General features: G+C 57.1%; 16 protein-coding genes and 1 pseudogene. 2 read left to right on the plus strand and 15 right to left on the minus strand.

Annotated features, from left to right (window positions below):
• Window positions 1-217: 217 nt before the first annotated feature.
• The 4 genes from BRAGE_RS0129370 to BRAGE_RS57015 all read right to left on the minus strand — a co-directional run bounded on the left by BRAGE_RS0129370 (window position 218) and on the right by BRAGE_RS57015 (window position 3,746).
• Window positions 218-1,384 carry a M24 family metallopeptidase gene (locus tag BRAGE_RS0129370; RefSeq protein WP_027564998.1) on the minus strand — a complete coding sequence of 389 codons (1,167 nt, stop codon included), beginning with the start codon at window positions 1,382-1,384 and terminating at the stop codon, window positions 218-220.
• Between the two features lie 251 nt (window positions 1,385-1,635).
• Window positions 1,636-2,130, minus strand: a complete 495-nt coding sequence (locus BRAGE_RS0129375) for an SET domain-containing protein-lysine N-methyltransferase (protein WP_027564997.1) — start codon at window positions 2,128-2,130, stop codon at window positions 1,636-1,638.
• A gap of 328 nt (window positions 2,131-2,458) precedes the next feature.
• Entirely contained in the window at window positions 2,459-3,178 is a 720-nt protein-coding gene (locus BRAGE_RS57010) for an aminotransferase class III-fold pyridoxal phosphate-dependent enzyme (RefSeq protein WP_231164257.1), read from the minus strand.
• 379 nt (window positions 3,179-3,557) lie between these two features.
• Window positions 3,558-3,746, minus strand: coding sequence for a hypothetical protein (locus BRAGE_RS57015; protein WP_231164256.1), 189 nt, complete (start codon window positions 3,744-3,746; stop codon window positions 3,558-3,560).
• 1,027 nt (window positions 3,747-4,773) lie between these two features.
• On the opposite strand from BRAGE_RS57015, the pseudogene BRAGE_RS55005 reads away from it, so the two are divergent.
• Window positions 4,774-5,921, plus strand: a pseudogene (locus BRAGE_RS55005) (IS3 family transposase); the annotation flags it as partial.
• 329 nt (window positions 5,922-6,250) lie between these two features.
• Here the strand turns inward: BRAGE_RS55005 and BRAGE_RS53280 are convergent.
• Both BRAGE_RS53280 and BRAGE_RS49740 read right to left on the minus strand, forming a co-directional pair.
• Entirely contained in the window at window positions 6,251-6,580 is a 330-nt protein-coding gene (locus BRAGE_RS53280; RefSeq protein ID WP_159073990.1) for an AMP-binding enzyme, read from the minus strand.
• A gap of 45 nt (window positions 6,581-6,625) precedes the next feature.
• Complete coding sequence (locus BRAGE_RS49740; protein ID WP_141263484.1) at window positions 6,626-7,795, minus strand: AMP-binding protein; 1,170 nt, start codon at window positions 7,793-7,795, stop codon at window positions 6,626-6,628.
• Window positions 7,796-9,084: 1,289 nt separating this feature from the next.
• Here BRAGE_RS49740 and BRAGE_RS0129405 point away from each other — a divergent pair.
• The gene (locus tag BRAGE_RS0129405) at window positions 9,085-10,275 is read left to right on the plus strand and encodes a CaiB/BaiF CoA transferase family protein (protein WP_027565004.1); all 1,191 of its coding nucleotides are present in this window, start codon (window positions 9,085-9,087) and stop codon (window positions 10,273-10,275) included.
• A 40-nt stretch (window positions 10,276-10,315) separates the two neighbouring features.
• Here BRAGE_RS0129405 and BRAGE_RS0129410 read toward each other — a convergent pair whose 3' ends face one another.
• From BRAGE_RS0129410 to BRAGE_RS0129450, 9 genes are all read right to left on the minus strand, one after another.
• Complete coding sequence (locus tag BRAGE_RS0129410) at window positions 10,316-11,113, minus strand: enoyl-CoA hydratase/isomerase family protein (RefSeq protein WP_027565003.1); 798 nt, start codon at window positions 11,111-11,113, stop codon at window positions 10,316-10,318.
• A gap of 96 nt (window positions 11,114-11,209) precedes the next feature.
• Complete coding sequence (locus tag BRAGE_RS0129415) at window positions 11,210-12,073, minus strand: amino acid ABC transporter ATP-binding protein (RefSeq protein WP_084335125.1); 864 nt, start codon at window positions 12,071-12,073, stop codon at window positions 11,210-11,212.
• Window positions 12,066-12,713, minus strand: coding sequence for an amino acid ABC transporter permease (locus tag BRAGE_RS0129420; protein ID WP_027565001.1), 648 nt, complete (start codon window positions 12,711-12,713; stop codon window positions 12,066-12,068). The genes BRAGE_RS0129415 and BRAGE_RS0129420 overlap by 8 nt, the downstream gene beginning before the upstream one ends.
• Window positions 12,710-13,429, minus strand: coding sequence for an amino acid ABC transporter permease (locus BRAGE_RS49745; protein WP_084335123.1), 720 nt, complete (start codon window positions 13,427-13,429; stop codon window positions 12,710-12,712). Before BRAGE_RS49745 ends, BRAGE_RS0129420 begins: the two co-directional genes overlap by 4 nt.
• Window positions 13,430-13,441: 12 nt before the next feature.
• The gene (locus BRAGE_RS0129430) at window positions 13,442-14,338 is read right to left on the minus strand and encodes a transporter substrate-binding domain-containing protein (protein WP_028146401.1); all 897 of its coding nucleotides are present in this window, start codon (window positions 14,336-14,338) and stop codon (window positions 13,442-13,444) included.
• Window positions 14,339-14,600: 262 nt separating this feature from the next.
• On the minus strand, window positions 14,601-15,059 hold the full coding sequence (locus BRAGE_RS0129435) for an MmgE/PrpD family protein (protein ID WP_108914749.1): 459 nt from the start codon (window positions 15,057-15,059) through the stop codon (window positions 14,601-14,603).
• A 628-nt stretch (window positions 15,060-15,687) separates the two neighbouring features.
• Window positions 15,688-16,854, minus strand: a complete 1,167-nt coding sequence (locus BRAGE_RS0129440) for a M24 family metallopeptidase (RefSeq protein ID WP_028146403.1) — start codon at window positions 16,852-16,854, stop codon at window positions 15,688-15,690.
• A 202-nt stretch (window positions 16,855-17,056) separates the two neighbouring features.
• Window positions 17,057-18,493: an MmgE/PrpD family protein gene (locus BRAGE_RS49750; protein WP_051378132.1), complete on the minus strand. Its 1,437-nt coding sequence runs from the start codon at window positions 18,491-18,493 to the stop codon at window positions 17,057-17,059.
• An 853-nt stretch (window positions 18,494-19,346) separates the two neighbouring features.
• The gene (locus tag BRAGE_RS0129450) at window positions 19,347-20,531 is read right to left on the minus strand and encodes a M24 family metallopeptidase (protein WP_027564995.1); all 1,185 of its coding nucleotides are present in this window, start codon (window positions 20,529-20,531) and stop codon (window positions 19,347-19,349) included.
• Window positions 20,532-20,561 lie beyond the last annotated feature (30 nt).

Genomic DNA, 20,561 nt, shown 5'->3' on the forward strand with positions numbered 1-20,561 from the left:
CATGCGCCGTCGTAGTTCATAATGGTGCTGCACGGCGGCAATATACGCCTGCTTCATGGATGGATCGTTCGCCGCGACGTCTCTCATCTTCAACGACGACAACGCACAGATTGGGTATGGTGCCAGGAAAACACCGGGTAAGGGGCGCCGCTCGGCCACTCGGGTTCGAGAGTGAGCCTCCGAACGAGCGTTCGACTTCCCATGAATGAGGCCTCCGTCAAAGCTCAAAAAGAATGCGTGGAGCTCGGGTCAGAGCTTCGGCGCCGGATTCAGTTACACGGATCGACTCGCTGATGACATAACCGAAATCCTCATCGACCCAGTTGCCCAGCATTAGGTGAAATGTCATGTTTGTCTCCAGCTGCGTCAAGTCGCCGTCTGCGAGGCTTGCGGTCGGTTCCAGCCACTCAACCCCAATCGAATAACCGCAGCGGGAATCCTTCGTGAAACCCTGTTTTTCGATCACGCGGTAAAAAGCGTTAGCGACGTCGCTGCAGGTGCGTCCGGGACGGGCCACTTCCATTGCGGCTTCCATACCTGCGACCTCGGCCTCATGGATTCGGCGCAGCCGCTCGGATGGCGCACCGATCGAATAGGTGCGCATGATTGGCGCCGCGTAGCCGTAACGGTAGCCGCTCACTTCGATATTGATCTGCGATCCCTGGCGAAAGACATCGTCGCTCCACATGATGTGGGGTGTACCGGTTCGCGGAGTGGAGGCCAGCAGGAGCGGATGGACGGATGTGGCTGCATTGCCGTTGACACCTCGCACCTGCGTCGCAATGATCTCAGCTGCAGCATCGGCTTCTCTTACTCCGGGACGGATGACTTCCGCCGCTCGCATCGCTGCCGCATCGGCGATGGCCGCGGCTTCCCGCATTACGGCGATTTCGAGGTCCGACTTGACGATGCGGATCCAGTCCACGAGCTTGCTGCAATCGACTATGCGCGCATCTGGCAGTCGCGCCTTGAATTTCACGACCGCTTGTGCCGAAAGCGTACCTTGTTCGAGCCCAAGACCACAGTTCGTAAGGCCGGCTTCTTGGAGGAAGTCGATCACCGCATCGTAGCCATTCTTATCCGCTTTGCCGATGAAGCTTTCCGAATATCCAATGACCTTGTCTCGCTTCAGGAACGTCTGATGAAAGCAGGCGGCTGCATCCATGCTGCGCACGATCAAGGTCGGTTCCTCGTCGCGGATCGAGACCACGAGCGCATGTAGAGCAAACAACCGCGTGAGATTTCCCGTCAGGTAAGTGATGTTGGCGGTGCTCGTGATTACAAGCGCATCGATGTCGCGCCGCCCCATTTCAGCTTTCACCAGGGCTAGCCTGCGGAGGTACTCTGTTCTTGGGAATTTTTGGGGTCCCTTGGGGATTGTCATTTTCTTAACTCCATGAGCTTCGTTATGCCAGCATTGCCAGCGTTACTCCGAATTTCGAACTTCTAAGAAACCAAAATCTCGGGAGCAGGCTGGCATCACATGGTACGGCAGCGCGAGTAGTAGGAGTAGTAGTCGCCTGCTGAGAACCAAACGACCTCATCTCCCTCAGTCAAAGCTCGTCTCACGAAAACACCGGCATGCTCTCATATCGAACCTTGGTGCGCAGCCGCCTCCACCTCGGTCTTTGCAGTTCAGTCGATGAAGTTGATATGAGGAGGATAAGCGGACATGTTGATATAGCAATGCGTTATCTCCTCATCCACCTCGATATCGTTTATTGCTATAATGCTGAGCCACGCGCCTGACTCTTCATCCGTCAACACTTTTCTGGCAGTTGGATTTGAGGAATGGTTCATTAGCGAGCTCCATCCGAAAACAACATAGCCTGTCCGAGGATCTCCTTGGAGATAACGATCCTGCCGCACGAAGTAGTACTCCAGAACTCCCGTGCTATCTATTAGCTTGGCCGCAGCATCATCAAACGCCCACGATGGAGAGCGATCAATTATAGCTCCAGCCTTGAATCGAACATTTGCAAATACCCCGCGGCCCTTTCGCGGCACCATTTTGACATAGAGGGCATTGCTGCGATCAAAGACCTTGTCCGGCTTGATGCGTGCCTTTTCAGCGTTGAGCATAGACCTTTCCTTCATTTTATTCACCACGGCGGCTTCGTCATTGACCATCTAATCCGTTCGCGTGTGATCGAATGCTTCACTATAGCTGCCCCCGTGACGTTTAACTTGTCGCTAGCACGACCCCGGCACCGATGCCGCCGCCTCGTCGACGGAGCAACTTACGCCGAACGGGCCAACCGCAATTCAATGCCCGATCGTAAAGCTCGCGCTCCATGGGATCCAACGCTGCGCGACCGGATCAGGCAAATTGCCAATCAGCCAATGGACGAAACGGTCATGCACTCTTCCTCCTTTGCGAAGTGTCTGCATCCTTGCTGTAATTCGATGTGCCGATATATGTTCGGGAACGCCATCTTTGCGTTCTTTGAGACCGAGATTACAAACAAAGTCCGCGGCGATCTCGTCGGCTACTTCGATACTTTAACCAGACTGATGCGCGGACCAGTGACCTCACCTTTGAGGACTGGCAGAATTTCCGCAGAAATGATACTTCCGGTGCGTTCTCTGCAAGAGGCGAGGCGGCTGGCGATCTAGATTCTTGGTAGCGACCATCTGCTGGCCCCTGTAGCGCGCTATTGAGAATGGTGATGGTACGATCGAGTTCACTTTCGGTGATTGTTATTGGTGGGAAGAGCTTGACCACGTCGCGATTTGGCCCTGACGATTCGATCAACAGGCCGCCTTCGAACGCAAGATCGTGCACACGGGCGACGAGATCCTGAGAACAGCACTTGAGGCCAGCCAGAAGACCCCGGCCGCGCTTTTGTACGATGAAGTCAGGAAACTTCGCAGCGAGGCGATCAAGGTGTCCTTGTAGTTTGACTGTCGTCTCCGCGAGACCTGCAGTAAATTGTCTACCTGACCCCATTTTGCACATGGCTGCGGCAGTTACCAAAGCAAGATTGTTACCTCTGAAGGTACCGCTATGTGTGTCGGGGCGGATCAAAACAATGAGCAACGGATTACCTGAACCGCTTAGGGGTTTCGAAAGGCACACAATGTCAGGTTCGATTTTTGCGAACTCAAATAAGAAATCGCCCGTTCGTCCGGCAGCTTGAATGTCGTCGACGATAAAAGAGCTCCGTGCTTGCGGCAAATGTGCTGAATTTCAGTTAACCAAGCTGCGGATTCGGTGTTCATACCGGCCTTCTGCCTGGATCGTCTCCAGAATGATTGCGGCGGACTTTTGATGCCGCTCCCTGGGTCACCCATTACGTAATCGATGTAACTCGCCGAATCAAAAGCTCGGCTCGGATAGCCGTCATAGGGGACGCGGATAATATCGTGGCGAGCAACTCCGCCCAGTTCTCTGGTCGACGCCGACCCCGACACCGCCAGGGACCCGAGCGACCTGCGATGGAATGCATTTGTGAAGGCCATAACGCTCGAGCTGCCGGTAAATTGTCGCACCAATGCCAGCGCCGCCTTGTCTCAGTGGGTCCAGGAAACTGTACCTTAAGAAAGGGCCCTCGGTTTCAAGTTCGAGTCAACGACACTTCAACGAACTCACGCTTTGCCGTTGTATACATATCAAGAGACCAAAGAATGTTATCGCCAGCAAGATGTTCAATTGCGGGTGCGATAATATTTGGATTGTTGTGCCCGTAGTTGAGTGCACCGGACCCGACACGAAAATCAATATGAGTCTTACCGGCCTCTTCCAAGATTGTGGCTCCAAGAGCCCTTGCAAAGACTGTGGGAAACGATCTCGCCATAGCCGCGAACGTTAGATTCATGTGCGGCGAAAGCGTCCGTGTTCATTTTAGGAGTCCGTCTGCGAAACCGATCTAATTCAGCGAGATAGTGTTTGAAGATTTTTGGTTTGAGAAAGATGTGCCCTCCAGCGGCAAGGTCACGACCGTCATTTTGCGCCGCTGATCTCGTCGAAACAGGGTGTGCCCATATTCCCAAAGCCCATTTATTCTCGTTCTTCATCGGAACTATTAACGGCTCCGAGTGGGAGGAGCGCGCAGGAATCGGCGCGCGGGTACCAATGTGATCGGCCATATTCAAGGAGATCGCGCCCCACGAGAATGGCGACACCTTAAATTTTGGGGATTCCGAGGTTTAGAAAACTGTGGCCGCGCAATCGCTCCACTCATGGTGGCTCCTTCGCAAGTCAGTTGTTCATTGATCGAGCAGAGTTCTCTCAGGCTGCGCAAACTACGGACAATACCAGGGCCAAGGTGTGCGGGTTTCGGCAGCACTTATTTGCGTGACCGTGTACCCCAGACATCCGTATTGCTTACTTGCCTGTGAAAAGTGAAAAATGAAGCTACTAAGGTTGGTAGCCTTCTGTGATTCGTGTGCTTGATCAAATGCGAGCTTTGCACGGAGCCATCACTCGAACGAATCCGCCAGCGTGCCCGACGAGACGGCGCTCTTACACGATACAGCCATGGATGTCCTTCTCGATAACATAGGAACTCGGCGATATCCTTAAGCGGCCCGCACGAAGGCGCACGGGACTAAAGGCGGTGAGTTCGTAGAAGTTGCGCCCATGTGCGACCAGAATGCGAGCTGAACGTCGCCACGCTCGGTCCAGCTTGCCATAGCCGACATTACCATCGACCTGCAGGATTCCATTAAACGTCCCAGATGAGCGATTGGCCGGCTAGCAATCGGAGTGACCTTGCTCCACGGGCTTAATCCAGTTTGAAGTTCGTTCTGGCCCACGATAAGGACCAGAGCATGAAGCGCAGCCGCTTTTCGGAAGAGCAGATCATCGGGATTTTGAAGGAGCACGAGGCCGGCGTTTCGGTTGCCGACCTGTGCCGCAAGCACGGCGTCAGCGACGCCAGCATCTACAAATGGAAGGCGAAGTTCGGCGGTATGGAGGTGTCGGAGGCTAAGCGGCTGAAGGCGTTGGAGGATGAGAACACGCGGCTGAAGCGGTTGCTGGCGGATGCCATGCTCGATAATGTCGCGCTGAAGGACTTGCTGGGAAGGAAATGGTGACGCCCGCGGGGAAGCGGAAAGCTGTCGCCCATCTCATGGATGGCCACGGGATGAGCGAACGGCGGGCGTGTAAAACCATCGGCAGCTGCCGCATGACTGTGAGATAAGACGATCCGGACGGACGATGGCGGCCTTCGCCAGCGCATGAAGGCGATCGCGCACGAGCGCCGCCGCTTCGGCTATCGGCGCGTGCATGTCCTGCTCAAGCGGGAGGGCTATAGGGTCAACCACAAGAAGCTGTTCCGGCTTTACCGGGAAGAGAAGCTTGCAGTGCGCCGCCGCAAGCGCGCCATCGGGACCCGGGCGCCAATGACGGTGCCGATGGCGCCGAACGAGCGCTGGTCGCTCGACTTCGTGTCGGATCAGCTCACCTGCGGCCGCCGCTTCCGCGTCCTCACCGTGGTCGATGACTGCACCCGCGAGTGCCTGGCGCTGGTGGCCGATACCTCGCTCTCCGGCATCCGCGTGGCGCGGGAACTGGACCGGCTGATGATCGAGCGCGGCAAGCCGAAAATGGTGGTCAACGACAACGGCAGCGAGCTGACCAGCAACGCCATCCTGACATGGGCGGATCAGAGCCGCGTCGCATGGCACCACATTGCGCCGGGCAAGCCCATGCAAAATGCCTTCATCGAGAGCTTCAACGGCCGGCTGCGGGATGAATTGCTGAACGAGACGCTGTTCACGTCACTGGCCCAGGCTCGCGTCGCACTCGGATGCTGGCGGGCCGATTACAACGATGCACGACCCCACTCGCTGCTCGGAAAACGCCCTCCGAGTTCGCCTTCACCTGTCACCCGCGCCGGGATCTGGCGCTGCGCTATGCCGAAGGCTCCGCGCCAGCTCCCGTCGCTCCCACCGCCCAACCGGGCAAATCCAACGACCGGGCGAACTCAGGATCGGATAAAACTTGGGGGCAAGGTCACCGCGAACGCACTGACGACCGCTCCCGCACCGGCGGCCAAGTCCACAGTTCCAAGGATTGATGTCAGATCATAACCAGCGCTGAAGTGCATGCCCTTGAGGTGAGAACAACAGCGCGGACACTCGCGTCCTCTTTCAGAAGGTCCCAATACGCCTGCAGCTGAACCACGTCTTCCGGTTGTAGGCGATTGGCCTGGGCGGGTCGCCTCAAAGTCACGATGGCCGGGTCAGAATAGGTGCGCCAGGGTCCTGAGACGCACCTCCTATGCCACTTTTGTTCATTGCCTTAGCTTTCTCGTATCCGTTTAATTCCGAGATGCACAGCGCTCGCCGGAGAAGGTGGATGCAAACGCTTCTTTGAGCTCGTTCTTTTGAATTTTTCCCATTGCATTTCTTGGAAGTGACGGCACGACAAAATTTCCTTCGGAATTTTGTACTTAGCAAGCTGCGCACTCAGATCGGCGATCGTAGACTTCGCATCGAAGATAGCTGCCTTCTTAAGTTCGACAATCGCAATTACGCCTTCCCCACAATCTGGGTGAGGTACTCCAATCACCGCGCAATCTCGAACTGAGCTGAAGCTGCTGAGAGCAGCTTCCACCTCGCGCGGATACACATTGTATCCGCCCGTAATGATCAGGTCCTTATTGCGGCCGACGATTCAAACGCGGTCATGCTTGTCGATACGTGCCAAATTACCTGATTTGAAGTATCCGTCGCGCGTGAATTCTGCAGCAGTCTTCTCGGGCAAATTCCAGTAACCTTTAAAGACGTTGGGCCCTTTCACAGCAAGCTCGCCCACTTCATCAGCAGCAGCGAGCTCACCATCGTTGCGGAGAGCCACCACTGAGACCCCCGGTAGCGCATACCCGACCGAGCCAGCAACTCTCTCTCCCAAAAGCGGATTGGACGTGATGACGGTCGTCTCTGTCATACCGTATCTTTCTAAAATGGCATGACCGGTTCGCGTACTGAACTCCTCGAAGGTCTCGGCTGATAGCGGAGCTGACCCGGAGGTAAAACGGCGAATGTTCTCGCAGAGCGCTTCGTTGAGGCGCTCGTTGGCAATTAGGCGATCGTAGAGGGTGGGAACGCCCATAGACATAGTTGCCCGGGGGAGGAGCGAGAGCACCTGTTCCGGGTCGAAGCGTGGCCCCGGCGGCCAGCATGGTATTGGCGGCGATAACAGGCCGTGCGCATGAAATGTCGGTAGTGCGTGGAACAAAGTGTCTCGGCTCGTTACGCCCCAGATGTCACTCAATGTCTCAGCACAGAATTCGAGATTGCAATGAGTAATCATGGCGCCCTTTGGGCGTCCGGTCGTACCAGACGTGTACAAAATCGCGGCGAGGTCGCCGGGGTCCCGATACACGATGTGAGTATCTCGACTATTTTGGGCGGCGTGCATCAAAGTACCTGCACCATCGCTAGCCATGGTGAAGCATGCGACGTTCGTCATTTCAATCGGCTCCGAGGAAATCAACACCCGAGGGCTCGCGTCAGATAGAATGAGCTCCACTTCCGCTCGGGTGCAGGCTGTATTCATTGGAAGCCAAACCGCGCCTACTTTCAGAGCAGCCAGATAGAGGCAAAACGAGTGAACTGATTTGGTAATCTTCGCGCCTACACAATCTCCGGGCTGCACGCCGACATCAAGCAACGCGCCCGCAATATTGTCGATAAGAGGATCCAGCTTTGGTCGCGTCCAGGAGAAATCCAGCTCATCGATGATGACGGGCATGTCGGCATCGAACTCGTCGGGCAGGAGCCGTCGATAAACGTTCTCTCGCATGTTCTTCAATGAACCTTTTGTTCTAGATGCGGCCGTCACGGTGCCTGCATCCCGTTCTGGTGGAAAGGCACAGACCGATGGCCTTCTCGATTTTTATGCGCCGTCATCGTGCTGGATTGGGTGCCTCGGTAAGTCTTATCGAGTGCGGTCGCACAAGCCTAATACTTCCAAAGCGATGGCTGACGTACCGTCGACGACGGACCATTTCTGTCGAGGCTCAAGCAGACGCTCAGTCAATTTGGCCGGCAAGCCTCGACTGCTAACAAGAAACAGCGTTCTGAAAACATCGAAATATTGTAGTTTGCGCTGTTTCGCGGCATCTTTGACCATCGTGAGCCGAACTACTGCGAAGACATTTCGCCATTGGGTAGTCCATCGCGTCACAAACAGTCCACGAAACCTATCAACGAACAGCTTTGGGCGATGCACTCGCCTCTGTGCGGGCTCGAAGGTGACGCCAGGGTTGGTCGACTGCCAAGCTCAAGATCGTTAAGGGGAGGTAAGAGCGCGCTACTATTGCGACACCGAGCGCAGCAAACCTCGAGATGCAGCGCGCACATTGCAGCATTTCTGCTTAGAGCTGACGAAATAACTTCGAAAACGACGAGCCGAAACCTTTAGCGTGCTATCGATTTGGAAATCTCAAGCGGAAGGGGTACTTATGCGTCAGCCAGCGAAGCTCTCGTTGCCGATTCGTATGTCTCGCAGGACGTCATTCCCCAATCCGGATCAAAAAAGCGAATCGTCTGCGAACAGCCCTAGTCGGGGCGGGAACGGTATGTTGCTAAGGACGACGCATCCTGTTGGGACGCATTTATCGTGATGCTGAATGCGTTGATCCGAATCAAGACGATCTAGGGGCTTCATGAAAGCTACAGGCTTGCTGGGGAGATGTGCAGGCCATGCTGCCTGCCGAGTTAAGCGATATCGTACCGAGCTGCTGGCGGACGTGCACGGCGCGGATTCGCTCATCGATCTACCTTGCGAAGCACTGACCTACCCGCGCGCAGTGCTTAGCCCAACGGCATTAAACAGATGCGCGATATCAACCCGCCGGGTAGCTGTTCGGCAATCTCTAGTGTGGGGTCCAGAAGTCCGCATCATTCCCGCGGCGAGATCATCATGCAGTCCCAAAGTCACTGGAATCACCAAATTGCTGGTGTTCGTCAGTTCTAATATTCGAAGGCCCGCCGCAAACTGGTGCGACATTGAGCCGAGACGCACGCCCGTGTCGGCCATCCAGCGGTATGAACGCGCGCCAAGCTGGACTTTAGTTGTCGAGAAGCCACTACCAACCCGATACGGTCGTCAATCCCGGAGACTTGCGAATGGCCTTCCCACGCGCCTCAGAAGCCCTGTCCCGCTTTACTGTGCTCGACCTAAGCCGCGTCCGCGCTGGTCCCACTTGCGTACGCCAGCTTGCCGATTGGGGCGCCAACGTAATCAAGATCGATGCGCTGACCGGTGAGAGCGGCGAGGCTCTGGGCGGCCCGCGCCAGGGTGCTGACTTCCAGAACCTGCACCGCAATAAACGAGCTATGAGCCTCAATCTCAAGGACCCTAAGGGGGTCAATGCATTCATGCGGCTGGCGAAAAGGGCCGACGTAGTCGTGGAGAACTACCGGCCTGGCGTCAAGACAAAGCTCGGCATCGACTATGAGAGCGTGCGCAAGGTCAATCCGCGCATCGTCTATGGCAGCATCTCCGGCTTCGGGCAGGACGGCCCCTACGACAAGCGGCCGGGCTTCGATCAGATCGCGCAGGGCATGGGTGGGCTAATGTCGATCACTGGAGAGCCGGGGCGTGGACCGATGCGGGTCGGAATTCCCGTGGCCGACCTCACCGCCGGCCTTTTCTGCGCGATGGGAATCCTGACGGCGCTGCTCGAGCGCGAGATGTCCGGAGAGGGTCAGTGGGTGCAGACATCCCTCCTGCAGGCTCAGATATTCATGCTTGATTTCCAGGCGGCGCGCTGGCTGATGGAGAAAGAGGTTGCAAAGCAGGCCGGCAATAATCATCCGACCTCCATTCCAACCGGGGTGTTCAAGACCTCCGATGGTTATATCAATATCGCAACCGCCAGCGGCCGGACTTGGGAGCGCTGTACGCAGGTGATCGGCGCGCCTGATCTGGTCAGGCATCCGGATTACGCCACGGCGCCGGCACGTTCGAGCAACAGGGACGCTCTAAACGCCGAAATCAACCGGCGCACGGAGATGAAATCGACCGGATACTGGGTCAAGGCCTTCAACGAGGCCGGCGTGCCCTGTGGGCCCATTTATTCTATCGACCAGGTGTTCGCGGACCCGCAAGTGGAGCATCTCCGGATGGCACAAGACGTGCCGAATGCGGAAGGCCGGCACATCAGTCTTGTCGGTCAGCCCGTTACGTTGTCTCGGACACCGAGTAGGATGATGGCGCGTCCGCCGGAGTTCGGTGAGCACACCGAAGAGATACTGGCTGAGTTCGGCTTTAGCGCCGGCGAGATTGCGGAGCTGGGGAGGCTGAAAGTGGTGTGATGCCGGGCCTACCGAAGAGTTTGTGGTCCGACGACTTTGCTCACTTCCCCTTGAAGTTCGGCACTCTTTTGTTGAGAAACGCGTCCATTCCCTCGCGGAAATCCTCGCTCATATAGGCGCGCGAGATCAGATCCTCGCCCTCGTCGCGCGACAGCATGCGGCAGATGCGGCGCACCGCTTCCTTGGTGACCGCAAGCGTGATCGGCGCGTGGGAGGCCATGAGCTTTGCCGTCTCGTTGGCGCGCCGTTGTAAGCTCTCAAGGTCGGGCACCACCTCGTTGAGAATCCCCAGCGCTAGCGCTTCCGGCGCCTCGACCAGGCGCGCCCTGAATATCAAGTCCTTGGTGCGTGCGGGGCCGATCAGCGAGACCAGACGGGAGATGTTGGACATCGACAAGCAATTGCCCAGCGTGCGCGCAATCGGAAAGCCGATCCGCGTCGATTCGGTGCCGATACGGATATCGCAGCAGGCGGCAATGCCTGCGCCGCCGCCGGTGCAAGCACCGGCGATCGCCGCGATGACTGGTACGCGGCACTCTTCCAGCTTGCCGACCACGCGGTCGATCCGCGCTTCATAGTCGAGCGCGTCCTGCGCAGATTTGAAGGCGCGGAACTGCGATATGTCAGTGCCGGATGCGAACGCCTTGTCACCTGCCCCAGTCAGAATTAGCGCCTTGATCGATTGATCGGCGTTGATGCTCTCGCAGATCGAGGCGAGCCGATCGTACATCGCGAAGGTTAGCGCATTGCGCGCCTGCGGGCGGTTAAACGTGAGCCGGGCAATTCCGTTCTCGACCGAGTAGAGCAGGTCTTGGTTGTCATCAACTAGTGCGTTCATCGCGCTTGTCCTATTGTGGACCGCTGCCTCGCGCATCGGTACCGCGCCGATCACGCCATTGCTTTGGTCTCTGGTGGGCGAGCCGGAAGTTCGGCCTCAATGGTTCAGCACAGATTGCAAAAACGCACGGGTGCGTTCGCAATCGGGACGGCTGAAGATCTTCTCGGGCGGGCCCTGCTCGATGATGCGGCCGCGATCGAAGACCGCGATGCGATCGGAAACCTCGCGTGCAAAGCGCATCTCATGAGTCACGATCAACATGGACACCTTGGACTGATGAGCAACGCCGCGCACAACGTCGAGAACCTCCCCGGCGAGTTCGGGGTCCAGCGCCGATGTGATTTCGTCCAAGAGCAGGATCTCGGGCTTCATGACCAGCGCCCGTGCGATCGCGATGCGCTGCTGCTGACCTCCCGAAAGCTGGGCGGGATAGGCGCGCGCCTTGTCTTGAAGGCCTACCATGCGAAGGTATTCGAGAGCACTCTGCTCGGCCTGTTCCTTGGACTGCTTCAACACTGTCCTTGGCGCCAAGATCAGGTTCTGCAACACGGTCAAATGCGGAAAGAGATTGAACTGCTGGAAAACCATGCCGCAACGACGCCGAATACGTGCCTCGTGGGAGCCGGAGAGCGGCTTGCCGGCCGCATCAAAGAGGATGCTTTCACCAAAGATTTTGATGTCGCCACTGGTCGGTTTCGCAAGCGTCATCGCCAGACGTAGGACGGTGGTCTTTCCCGAACCGCTCGGCCCGATCAATGTGACCTTTTCGCCGGGCCGCACCTGCAGGTCGAGATCCACCAGCACCCGGTAAGCGCCGAAGGATTTCGAAACCTTTTCGAATTCGATAGCCCACACGTCCTGTTGCGATTTGGGAGCAGATCGATGATCCTCTATCTTGCTAGAGGCTGCGGCCGCCGTCGGCTCGAACGATTCCGGGTGGCTAGATGCGATATTAAGCATGCTTGTCCTTGAATCTGGAAAGGAGGTACAGGAACGGCAAATTCATGCCCAGATAGATGACGCCTGCCAGGGTATACGGCTCTAGATAGCGGAAATTTTCATAGCCGATCTCGTTAGCCTCGCCCATAAGCACCGGCACTCCGAGCGCAAAGAGCACCGCGGTTTCCCGGAACAAGCTGAGCACGTAGTTGAGCAAGGCAGGGGCAGCCCGCTTAATCATCAAGGGAACGAGTACGCGCTGCCATGTAATATATGGGCTCAAATGGAGCGCCACACACGCATCCCGCAGTTCGGCTGGGATGGTGATCAGACTGCCGCGGTACACTTCTGAGCAGTACGCCGCGTAAACGATCCCCAATACTCCGATGCCAATAGGCATTGCCGGAAGAATAATTCCAAATTCCGGCAGCACATAGAAGGTGAAATAGAGGAGAACGAGCGTCGGCACACCTCGGAACAGTTCAAGCCAGAAGCGTACGAAGGCCCGTCCGAACGTGGTGCTCACGCTCTCCAGGATCGCCAGCAGCAACCCGCCGCCTAATGCAATGGCCGAACTAGCAAGCGTTACCAGGACGGTGTACCAAACGCCGTCCATAAGGCGAGGCAGGATCTCCAGTACAAAGCTCCAATCCCACGTCATTGAACAGCTCCCTGAAGAGCGTCCGCCGCGGGCGCGACCTGTGAGGACGTGCGCGCGGCTCTCAATGCCCGGTTAAGCGGGAGCACCAGCTCGAGCGCACGAAAAGCTACGCCGCAGAGAACGGTCAGTATCCAGTAAAGAGCCGCAAGCAGGCAAAAGACGGTGACCGTGTCGAACGTTTGCCCACGAATGTAGTTAGCGACGTAGAGCACGTCCTGCACGCCAATGAAGCTCACGATCGCAGTCCACTTGACCATGCTCCTCGCCAGGCTTCCGAAACCGGGCACGATCTGCGACAGCGCCTGCGGCAAAATGACCTTTGTGAAACTCTGGAGTTTGCTGAGCCCAAGTGCATGACACGCATCTGTTTGTCCGCGATGCACAGCCTCGATCCCAGCACGGACAATCTCAGCGCCATATGCGGCCCCATCGAGCGCCAGCACAAGGATCGCAGCCGTGAGCGGGCTCAGACGCGGCATGCCGGGCACTAGTGGCAGCGCATAGAACACCCAGAACAGGAGAACCAGAGCCGAGGGAGCTCGAATGAATTCAATGAAGAGCATCGACCCCAGCCGGAGCACTTGCGTCTCGGAGAGTCTCAACGCTCCGAGGACCACAGCTCCGGGTACAGCACCCACGATGATACACACCGCCACCCAAACGGTGACCCATAGGCCCTGCACGAGCACAGGCCAATATTGCAAAACGGCCCTCACTGCAGTTGCTCCTTATTCGCAGCTCGGCACAGACTCACTGGCCTTGGTCAGCTTGGCAAGCAGCTGCGCTTCAGCGTCGCCGTTGGTGATCCCGTACTTGTTGGAGAGCTCCTCAATCGCGCCACTTCGAATCAACAACCGCAGCTGTTCGCTGAACGCGTCGCGGAAACGAACATCTTCCTTGCGAAATACTGCGCCTGATCCAAATACAGGCGACTTCTCATCGACGACCAACTCGACTCCTTTCTGCTCGGGACTGGGGATAGAGACTTGACTATCGATATAGACGTCCGCGCGCCCGCCAACGACGGTCGCGAGACTAGCCTGAACGTCGGGGACCCGCACGAGCTGCGCTGGCTTGACGCCCTGGTTCAGCGCATAGCTCATCCAAGCTGCGGATGTAATCATCGCCACCTTGATATCCGGGCTACGTGCAACGTCCGCGACGCCCGTCAGACGCTTCGGATTTCCGAGCAAGACAAACAGTCCGAGCTGGTACGCGTAATGGGGCGCCGAAAACAGCAATTCTTTGCAGCGAGCTTCCGTGATGGCGAGGCTGGCAACATAGTCGAACTGGTGGGCCTGCAGTCCGGGAATCATGGCATCCCATTGCGTAATCACAGGCGTGATCGCTGGCAGGCCCAAGCGTTTAAGAACCATGTTGTGCAGGTCAACTATAGCGCCCGTCGCCTCTCCGCTCGGCGACATCATCATGTAAGGGGGCAGCGAGGCTATCGCCACTCTCACCTTGCCGGCTTTGCGGATGGAGGCAAAAAGAGGATCCTCGGTTTGTGAAAAGGTCGGAAGCGAATAGCCGGTCAGCATGACCAGCAGGACCAACAACGACAGCTTTCGTCGCACACGCATCTCGCCTCCTCCCGGTTCAAAATTATCAATCTTGACCACCACGATAGTCTGCTCGACGGGTTTTTTCCACGTCGTTTGGCCACGCCAAGCCGAAAGTCTGCACGAATCGTGCCGTATCGCACGGTTTTGCGCGCCTGACTAAACGCTCCGCAGCCATGTTCCGTCGGCCGGATTCGGTCGGAGAGGCGTCGGTCACGAATTCTGATCGATCGAAATGCGTCGATTAGGTTCGTATGGCAGTATACCGCCGAAACACTTGCCGTGAGCGGACTGACATGGCTGCCTCTTGCCGAGCGCTCCGACGTCACGCACCGCGCTGGGACATTGCCTGAAAGATTGGCGATAGGCTGGAACCCAAATTTGCAACCATCAGGGTCTCAATCACGGCATCAGCCACAGAAGTTGGCAGGTTCGAGATGGCACGGAATTTTGCAATGATGTCGTCATCGGTGAAACGGGTTTCGTCGGACCATGGGTCACCCCAAGCGAAATCTGCCTCCGCCCGCACTGTCGTGCTCCTCGAGTTGACTTCGACGAAGCAAGGCATTTGCCGATACTGACCTCGCACGATGTGCCCGGCATAAGTAGCGGCTTTTGGGTAGTCGGCGAACTTGACCTTTGTCCGCACCGCTTTCGCAGCCGCATCAGACGCCCATTGAACCGATCCCCACGCGGGTCCCGGCGGCACGTCAAGCAGGAACATCGCGATAGCGTGCGGCAAGCTAAATTGCCGCGACACGGGATCTGGCGGTTCGGGGTTCAGCCATCTCCGTGAAAGCCCTCGAAAGGTTAGTGCCGACTACAATTTGCTCAATCTCGTTCACGTCGAAACGCCCGGTTGCGTGCAGTTGCTCGGCGCGCCTCGTGCAGGATCACGTTTGGCACCTGATTCAAGGTTAGCCCGGAAATGAACTTTGCCAGGGACGCTGTCACTTCAACCATCGTGCTTTCCTATCTTTATCGGACGTCCGAGCCGGTCCTTCGCGAGATAAGATTTTGCGACGCATCGAGCAACCTTCGCCAAACGCTGGTCGCCCCATCGACCGCCAGTGGGCCGGGTCGCTGCAGTCGTCACTGGGAACGCCCCGCATTCGAAAACAGTTGGCGCTATGGGTGGGCGGGTGGATCGTAGTCGCATGACGCACACTGAGCTTTCGATTTCGATGTCCCCGGCTTGCGCCCGGTCAGCTGGATCCTCATCGCCCAACACGTCGTCGCTGAGGCATGTACTGTAGGAATGATCCTCCAGAGCGGTGTTTTTCTCCCTGGCCTTCAACGATGACCGGAAAGCCGAAGGCCCGATCGGCTATGGTAATGGACGCCGCTCGGCTGCCCTCGTTCGAGAGTGAGCCTCCGAACGAGCGTTCGACTTCCCATGAATGAGGCCTCCGTCAAAGCTCAAAAAGAATGCGTGGAGCTCGGGTCAGAGCTTCGGCGCCGGATTCAGTTACACGGATCGACTCGCTGATGACATAACCGAAATCCTCATCGACCCAGTTGCCCAGCATTAGGTGAAATGTCATGTTTGTCTCCAGCTGCGTCAAGTCGCCGTCTGCGAGGCTTGCGGTCGGTTCCAGCCACTCAACCCCAATCGAATAACCGCAGCGGGAATCCTTCGTGAAACCCTGTTTTTCGATCACGCGGTAAAAAGCGTTAGCGACGTCGCTGCAGGTGCGTCCGGGACGGGCCACTTCCATTGCGGCTTCCATACCTGCGACCTCGGCCTCATGGATTCGGCGCAGCCGCTCGGATGGCGCACCGATCGAATAGGTGCGCATGATTGGCGCCGCGTAGCCGTAACGGTAGCCGCTCACTTCGATATTGATCTGCGATCCCTGGCGAAAGACATCGTCGCTCCACATGATGTGGGGTGTACCGGTTCGCGGAGTGGAGGCCAGCAGGAGCGGATGGACGGATGTGGCTGCATTGCCGTTGACACCTCGCACCTGCGTCGCAATGATCTCAGCTGCAGCATCGGCTTCTCTTACTCCGGGACGGATGACTTCCGCCGCTCGCATCGCTGCCGCATCGGCGATGGCCGCGGCTTCCCGCATTACGGCGATTTCGAGGTCCGACTTGACGATGCGGATCCAGTCCACGAGCTTGCTGCAATCGACTATGCGCGCATCTGGCAGTCGCGCCTTGAATTTCACGACCGCTTGTGCCGAAAGCGTACCTTGTTCGAGCCCAAGACCACAGTTCGTAAGGCCGGCTTCTTGGAGGAAGTCGATCACCGCATCGTAGCCATTCTTATCCGCTTTGCCGATGAAGCTTTCCGAATATCCAATGACCTTGTCTCGCTTCAGGAACGTCTGATGAAAGCAGGCGGCTGCATCCATGCTGCGCACGATCAAGGTCGGTTCCTCGTCGCGGATCGAGACCACGAGCGCATGTAGAGCAAACAACCGCGTGAGATTTCCCGTCAGGTAAGTGATGTTGGCGGTGCTCGTGATTACAAGCGCATCGATGTCGCGCCGCCCCATTTCAGCTTTCACCAGGGCTAGCCTGCGGAGGTACTCTGTTCTTGGGAATTTTTGGGGTCCCTTGGGGATTGCCAACGTCTTAACTCCATTGAGCTTCGTCATGCTGGCATCGCCAACATGACTTAGTTACGAACTTCCGAGCTCTTGGCAAGGCGCCCAATAAAGATCTTATGGCGCTTGGCTATTCCGGCATCGACGTGCGCTTCCGTATAAGCGCCAACCATCTACTTCTGTATCCGCGATCATTAGGGACGTGGCCGAGGATCTGAAGCACATCCTAAAGCTCACGCAGCACCGATACGATCAACTCGACATCTGGCTGAGCTTCGATATTCAATGTGGCCTCAATTACGGCATTCGCGCGCTCAGTTGACAGCCCACTCGCGACGCGAAACTTTTCGATCACCTGCTCGTCCCCCCATGCTGTCTCCGTTGTCCAAGGATCGCCTAGCGCAAAATCCGACTCAGCTTCAAGTCGCGTGCCATCGCGCATCAAGATCGCGACGCGCGCGGGCATATTACGCGTTTGTTCCCGCACGAGATGACTTCCAAACGTATTTGCATGATCCCATTCTTCGACGAACACCTTATCCCGCAGAGCTCTAACCTTCGGATTGTCATCCTGCGCCTCGTCTAGCCACTCGGGGCCTACGGCAACGCCGAGCAACAGCATCGCCACAGCATGCGGGATGCTGAACTGCCGCGAACAGAAGGTGCGGGGAACGGGATTGCAAAAGCGCGGAGTACTAGTGTACCCGTTTGTACCGATGGTAATCCGCTGGATCTGCTCAGGGTCGATCTGAACTTTGGCAGTCGCCTTGCTAAGCGCGGTGAGCGCCTGATGCGTCCAGCGGCAGGTTGGCCATGGCTTGTAGGTGATATCGGCAAGCATCCAACGTGAGCCCAAACCGCCAATCAGAAGATCCGGGTCAAAACGATCCGTACCGGACATCTTAATGACGTTCTGGTCGCCGTCGAACATGCCGGCAAAGCCGGTCGCACCAAGAGCGGCTGATCGCGCCGCAAACACCCCAACAAGAGTCGCCCACCCCACGTCCGCGTACTTGCAATCGGGCAGATCCACTGATCCCGACCATTTCTTGGCTGCTGGCAGCGGCGCATTCGAACCCGCAATACCAAAGGTTTCGCGAGCAAGGTCTTCGTCCTGACATTCAAGCCGGATCGCCGCTCCCGCTGCCGCGAACACCACTGGCGTTGCGCAACTATATAGTTTCGGGTAGCCGACTACACGGCCATCCTTAAAGAATATGATCTGCCCGCAGGCGCTCGCAACGCGCCCTCCAAGTTCATATCCCGCTATCAGGGCCTGCAGCAATTGTGCACCGGTTGACTTGCGTGCCTCCGCCAGCGCGAGAGCGGCCACGACAGCGCCTGCACCAAAGTGATGAGCGACTGGAAATGTGTCGTCAAAGTCCATACAGTTCGCGAGACGCCCATTCGCATATAGGGCACCCGCAAGGCTGGTGCGCTGTTTGCGCCCCACTACAGACGCCAAGTTGCCGTCTCCCAAAAAATCAGCCAGACCGTGGGTAATCGGCGCCATACGCGTGTGAGTGGCCGCAATCATGCATCCGATCGAATCGAGCAAAAGACGGCGGCCTTCGGCTTTCACATTGGTGGGCACGTCGCACAAGTCGAGATTCGAAAAAAATCGGGCGAGCGCGCCGGTCAGGTCAGTCGCAAGATCACTCATTTAGAGCCTCTAACAATCGTTGGGATAGCTCGCGCGCCTTTTTTGGACTGTCGCGATTTATTCATGGCTTCGCGTAATCTCAGTGACATTCCGGGATTTGGAGAGGATGCACCATTGCGCCCGTCGCGCCCTCCCCCGCAATCCCGTTTTCTTTCGCATTCAATCTATCGCGGCTCACGGCGCATCGATACGATCAACTCACCGCCTGATTGGATTCACAATTCAGCTTCATTCGCGCGCGTTTTCGACATTCCGCTTCCAACGTGAAAACTTCAGACGAGTTAGCGTACACCTGACGACAGCCGAAAATTTGCGTTATCTGAGCTTTGGCGCAGGACTGCTGCAGTTCAAGCGCCCATATTAGAGGAAACTCGGCTTGGAGGGAGAAATTGGGTGCGAGACGGCCCATGCGACCTCACGGCAGTTCAGGCATTGGCAATCCCCATTCCACAAGATTTTCTGAGAAACACTGTCTACGAAGGCCAGCCGATCTGGCAGGTGAAGCACGAGCTTGCCAATGATCGTGGAAGCTCGGCTCCTTGCCAAAGTTGATCACGGCCAGTGACGCTGTGCCAAGCTGAGACCACGAGCAACTGCAGTGGAGGCCCTTTTGAATGCTGGCCTGCACTTGTGCGGACCTGTGGGTCAGCGCTCCGGGGGACTTCGATACTCTCCATCGGATTGTTTCGTACTATCTCGGCAGTGGTTCTCCTGTTCCGGGTCTTATAAGCTCAAGCTAGTGCCGAAAACGCTGTATCGAAAACCGTCACGGCCGCGATCCGTTATGGCGCACGAGAGGCCCGTGTAGGGCGTCGAGATTTCCGCGTTGGATCGAAGCTGCGCATCGCAGCGGCTAAAGCTGAAAAAGCTTACGGGGTGCACGCGCCAACGATTCCACCCCGGACTCTGTTACCCGAATCGTCTCGCTGAGGGTAACGCCGAAGTCCTCCTCGATCCAGTTGCCCAGCATCAAATGGAAGGTCATGTTCGGCCTTAACTCTGTCGTGTCGCCCTCTGCGAAGCTTGCTGTCGGTTCCACCCATGCCGTAAATTGGTTCTCGATGCCGATCGAGTAGCCACAGCGCGACTCCTTTGGGAAACCGTATCTCTCGATCGCACGATAAACAGCTATGGCGACTTCGCTGCAGGTGCGCCCTGGCCGGACCGCATCCAGCGCCGCCTCGAGACCCGCCATTTCTGCGTCGTGCAATCGACGCAGTCGGTCGGAGGGAGTACCGATGGAGAAAGTTCGCATGATGGCAGCGTCATAGTTATAGCGATTGCCACTCAATTCCATGTTGATCTGCATACCATCCCGGAAGACACCTTCGCTCCACAGGATGTGAGGCGTACCCGTGCGTGGCGATGAGGACATAAGGAGCGGCCGCAGTCCCGTGGCCGCGGGTGCGCCTCTGGCACCGGTTACCTGTGCCGCCATAATCTCCACCGCCGCGTCAGCTTCCCGTACACCAGGCCGGATTACTTCTGCGGCCCGCATAATCGCCGCATCAGCGAGTGCGGCAGCTTCTCGCATGACCGCTATCTCCAGGTCAGATTTAACCCCGCGGATCCAGTCAACGGCTCTGGTGCAATCCACGATCCGAGCGTGTGGCAAGCGCCTTTTGAACTTCTCTACCGCCGGCGCCATCAGATTGCCTTGTTCGATTCCGACGCCGCGGTTTGCAAGTCCTAGTTGATGGATAAAATCGATCACCGCATCGTAACCGTCTGTGTCTGGTTTTCCCACGAGATTTTCCGGATAGCTGATCACCTTGCCGCGCTCCATGAACGTTTGATGGATCGCACCTGGCGCGCACATCTTGCGCACGATGAGCGTCGGTTCCTCTTCACGAACTGAAACTACAAGCGCGTGCAGCGCGAGCATTCGGGTCAAATTGCCCGTCAGGTAAGTAATATTGGCCCAACTGGTGACGACGAGCGCATCGATATCGCGCCGAGCCATTTCTAACTTCACTGCGATAAGTCTGCGCAAGTACTCCTCTCGCGGGAATGCCTGCGGCGCTTTGCTGATTGTCATCGTCCTAGCTCCATCAGTTTTTGTTGGTTG

This window comes from Bradyrhizobium genosp. SA-4 str. CB756, from assembly GCF_000473125.1.
Lineage (GTDB): Bacteria > Pseudomonadota > Alphaproteobacteria > Rhizobiales > Xanthobacteraceae > Bradyrhizobium > Bradyrhizobium arachidis.

What these genes read in the sequence shown, in the direction of transcription:
- BRAGE_RS0129375 (WP_027564997.1), bottom strand. Translation starts at nt 2,130, where the DNA reads ATGGTCAATGACGAAGCCGCCGTGGTGAATAAAATGAAGGAAAGGTCT.
- BRAGE_RS0129370 (WP_027564998.1), bottom strand. Translation starts at nt 1,384, where the DNA reads ATGACAATCCCCAAGGGACCCCAAAAATTCCCAAGAACAGAGTACCTC.
- BRAGE_RS0129405 (WP_027565004.1), top strand. Translation starts at nt 9,085, where the DNA reads ATGGCCTTCCCACGCGCCTCAGAAGCCCTGTCCCGCTTTACTGTGCTC.
- BRAGE_RS0129420 (WP_027565001.1), bottom strand. Translation starts at nt 12,713, where the DNA reads ATGACGTGGGATTGGAGCTTTGTACTGGAGATCCTGCCTCGCCTTATG.
- BRAGE_RS0129410 (WP_027565003.1), bottom strand. Translation starts at nt 11,113, where the DNA reads ATGAACGCACTAGTTGATGACAACCAAGACCTGCTCTACTCGGTCGAG.
- BRAGE_RS49750 (WP_051378132.1), bottom strand. Translation starts at nt 18,493, where the DNA reads ATGAGTGATCTTGCGACTGACCTGACCGGCGCGCTCGCCCGATTTTTT.
- BRAGE_RS0129415 (WP_084335125.1), bottom strand. Translation starts at nt 12,073, where the DNA reads ATGCTTAATATCGCATCTAGCCACCCGGAATCGTTCGAGCCGACGGCG.
- BRAGE_RS0129450 (WP_027564995.1), bottom strand. Translation starts at nt 20,531, where the DNA reads ATGACAATCAGCAAAGCGCCGCAGGCATTCCCGCGAGAGGAGTACTTG.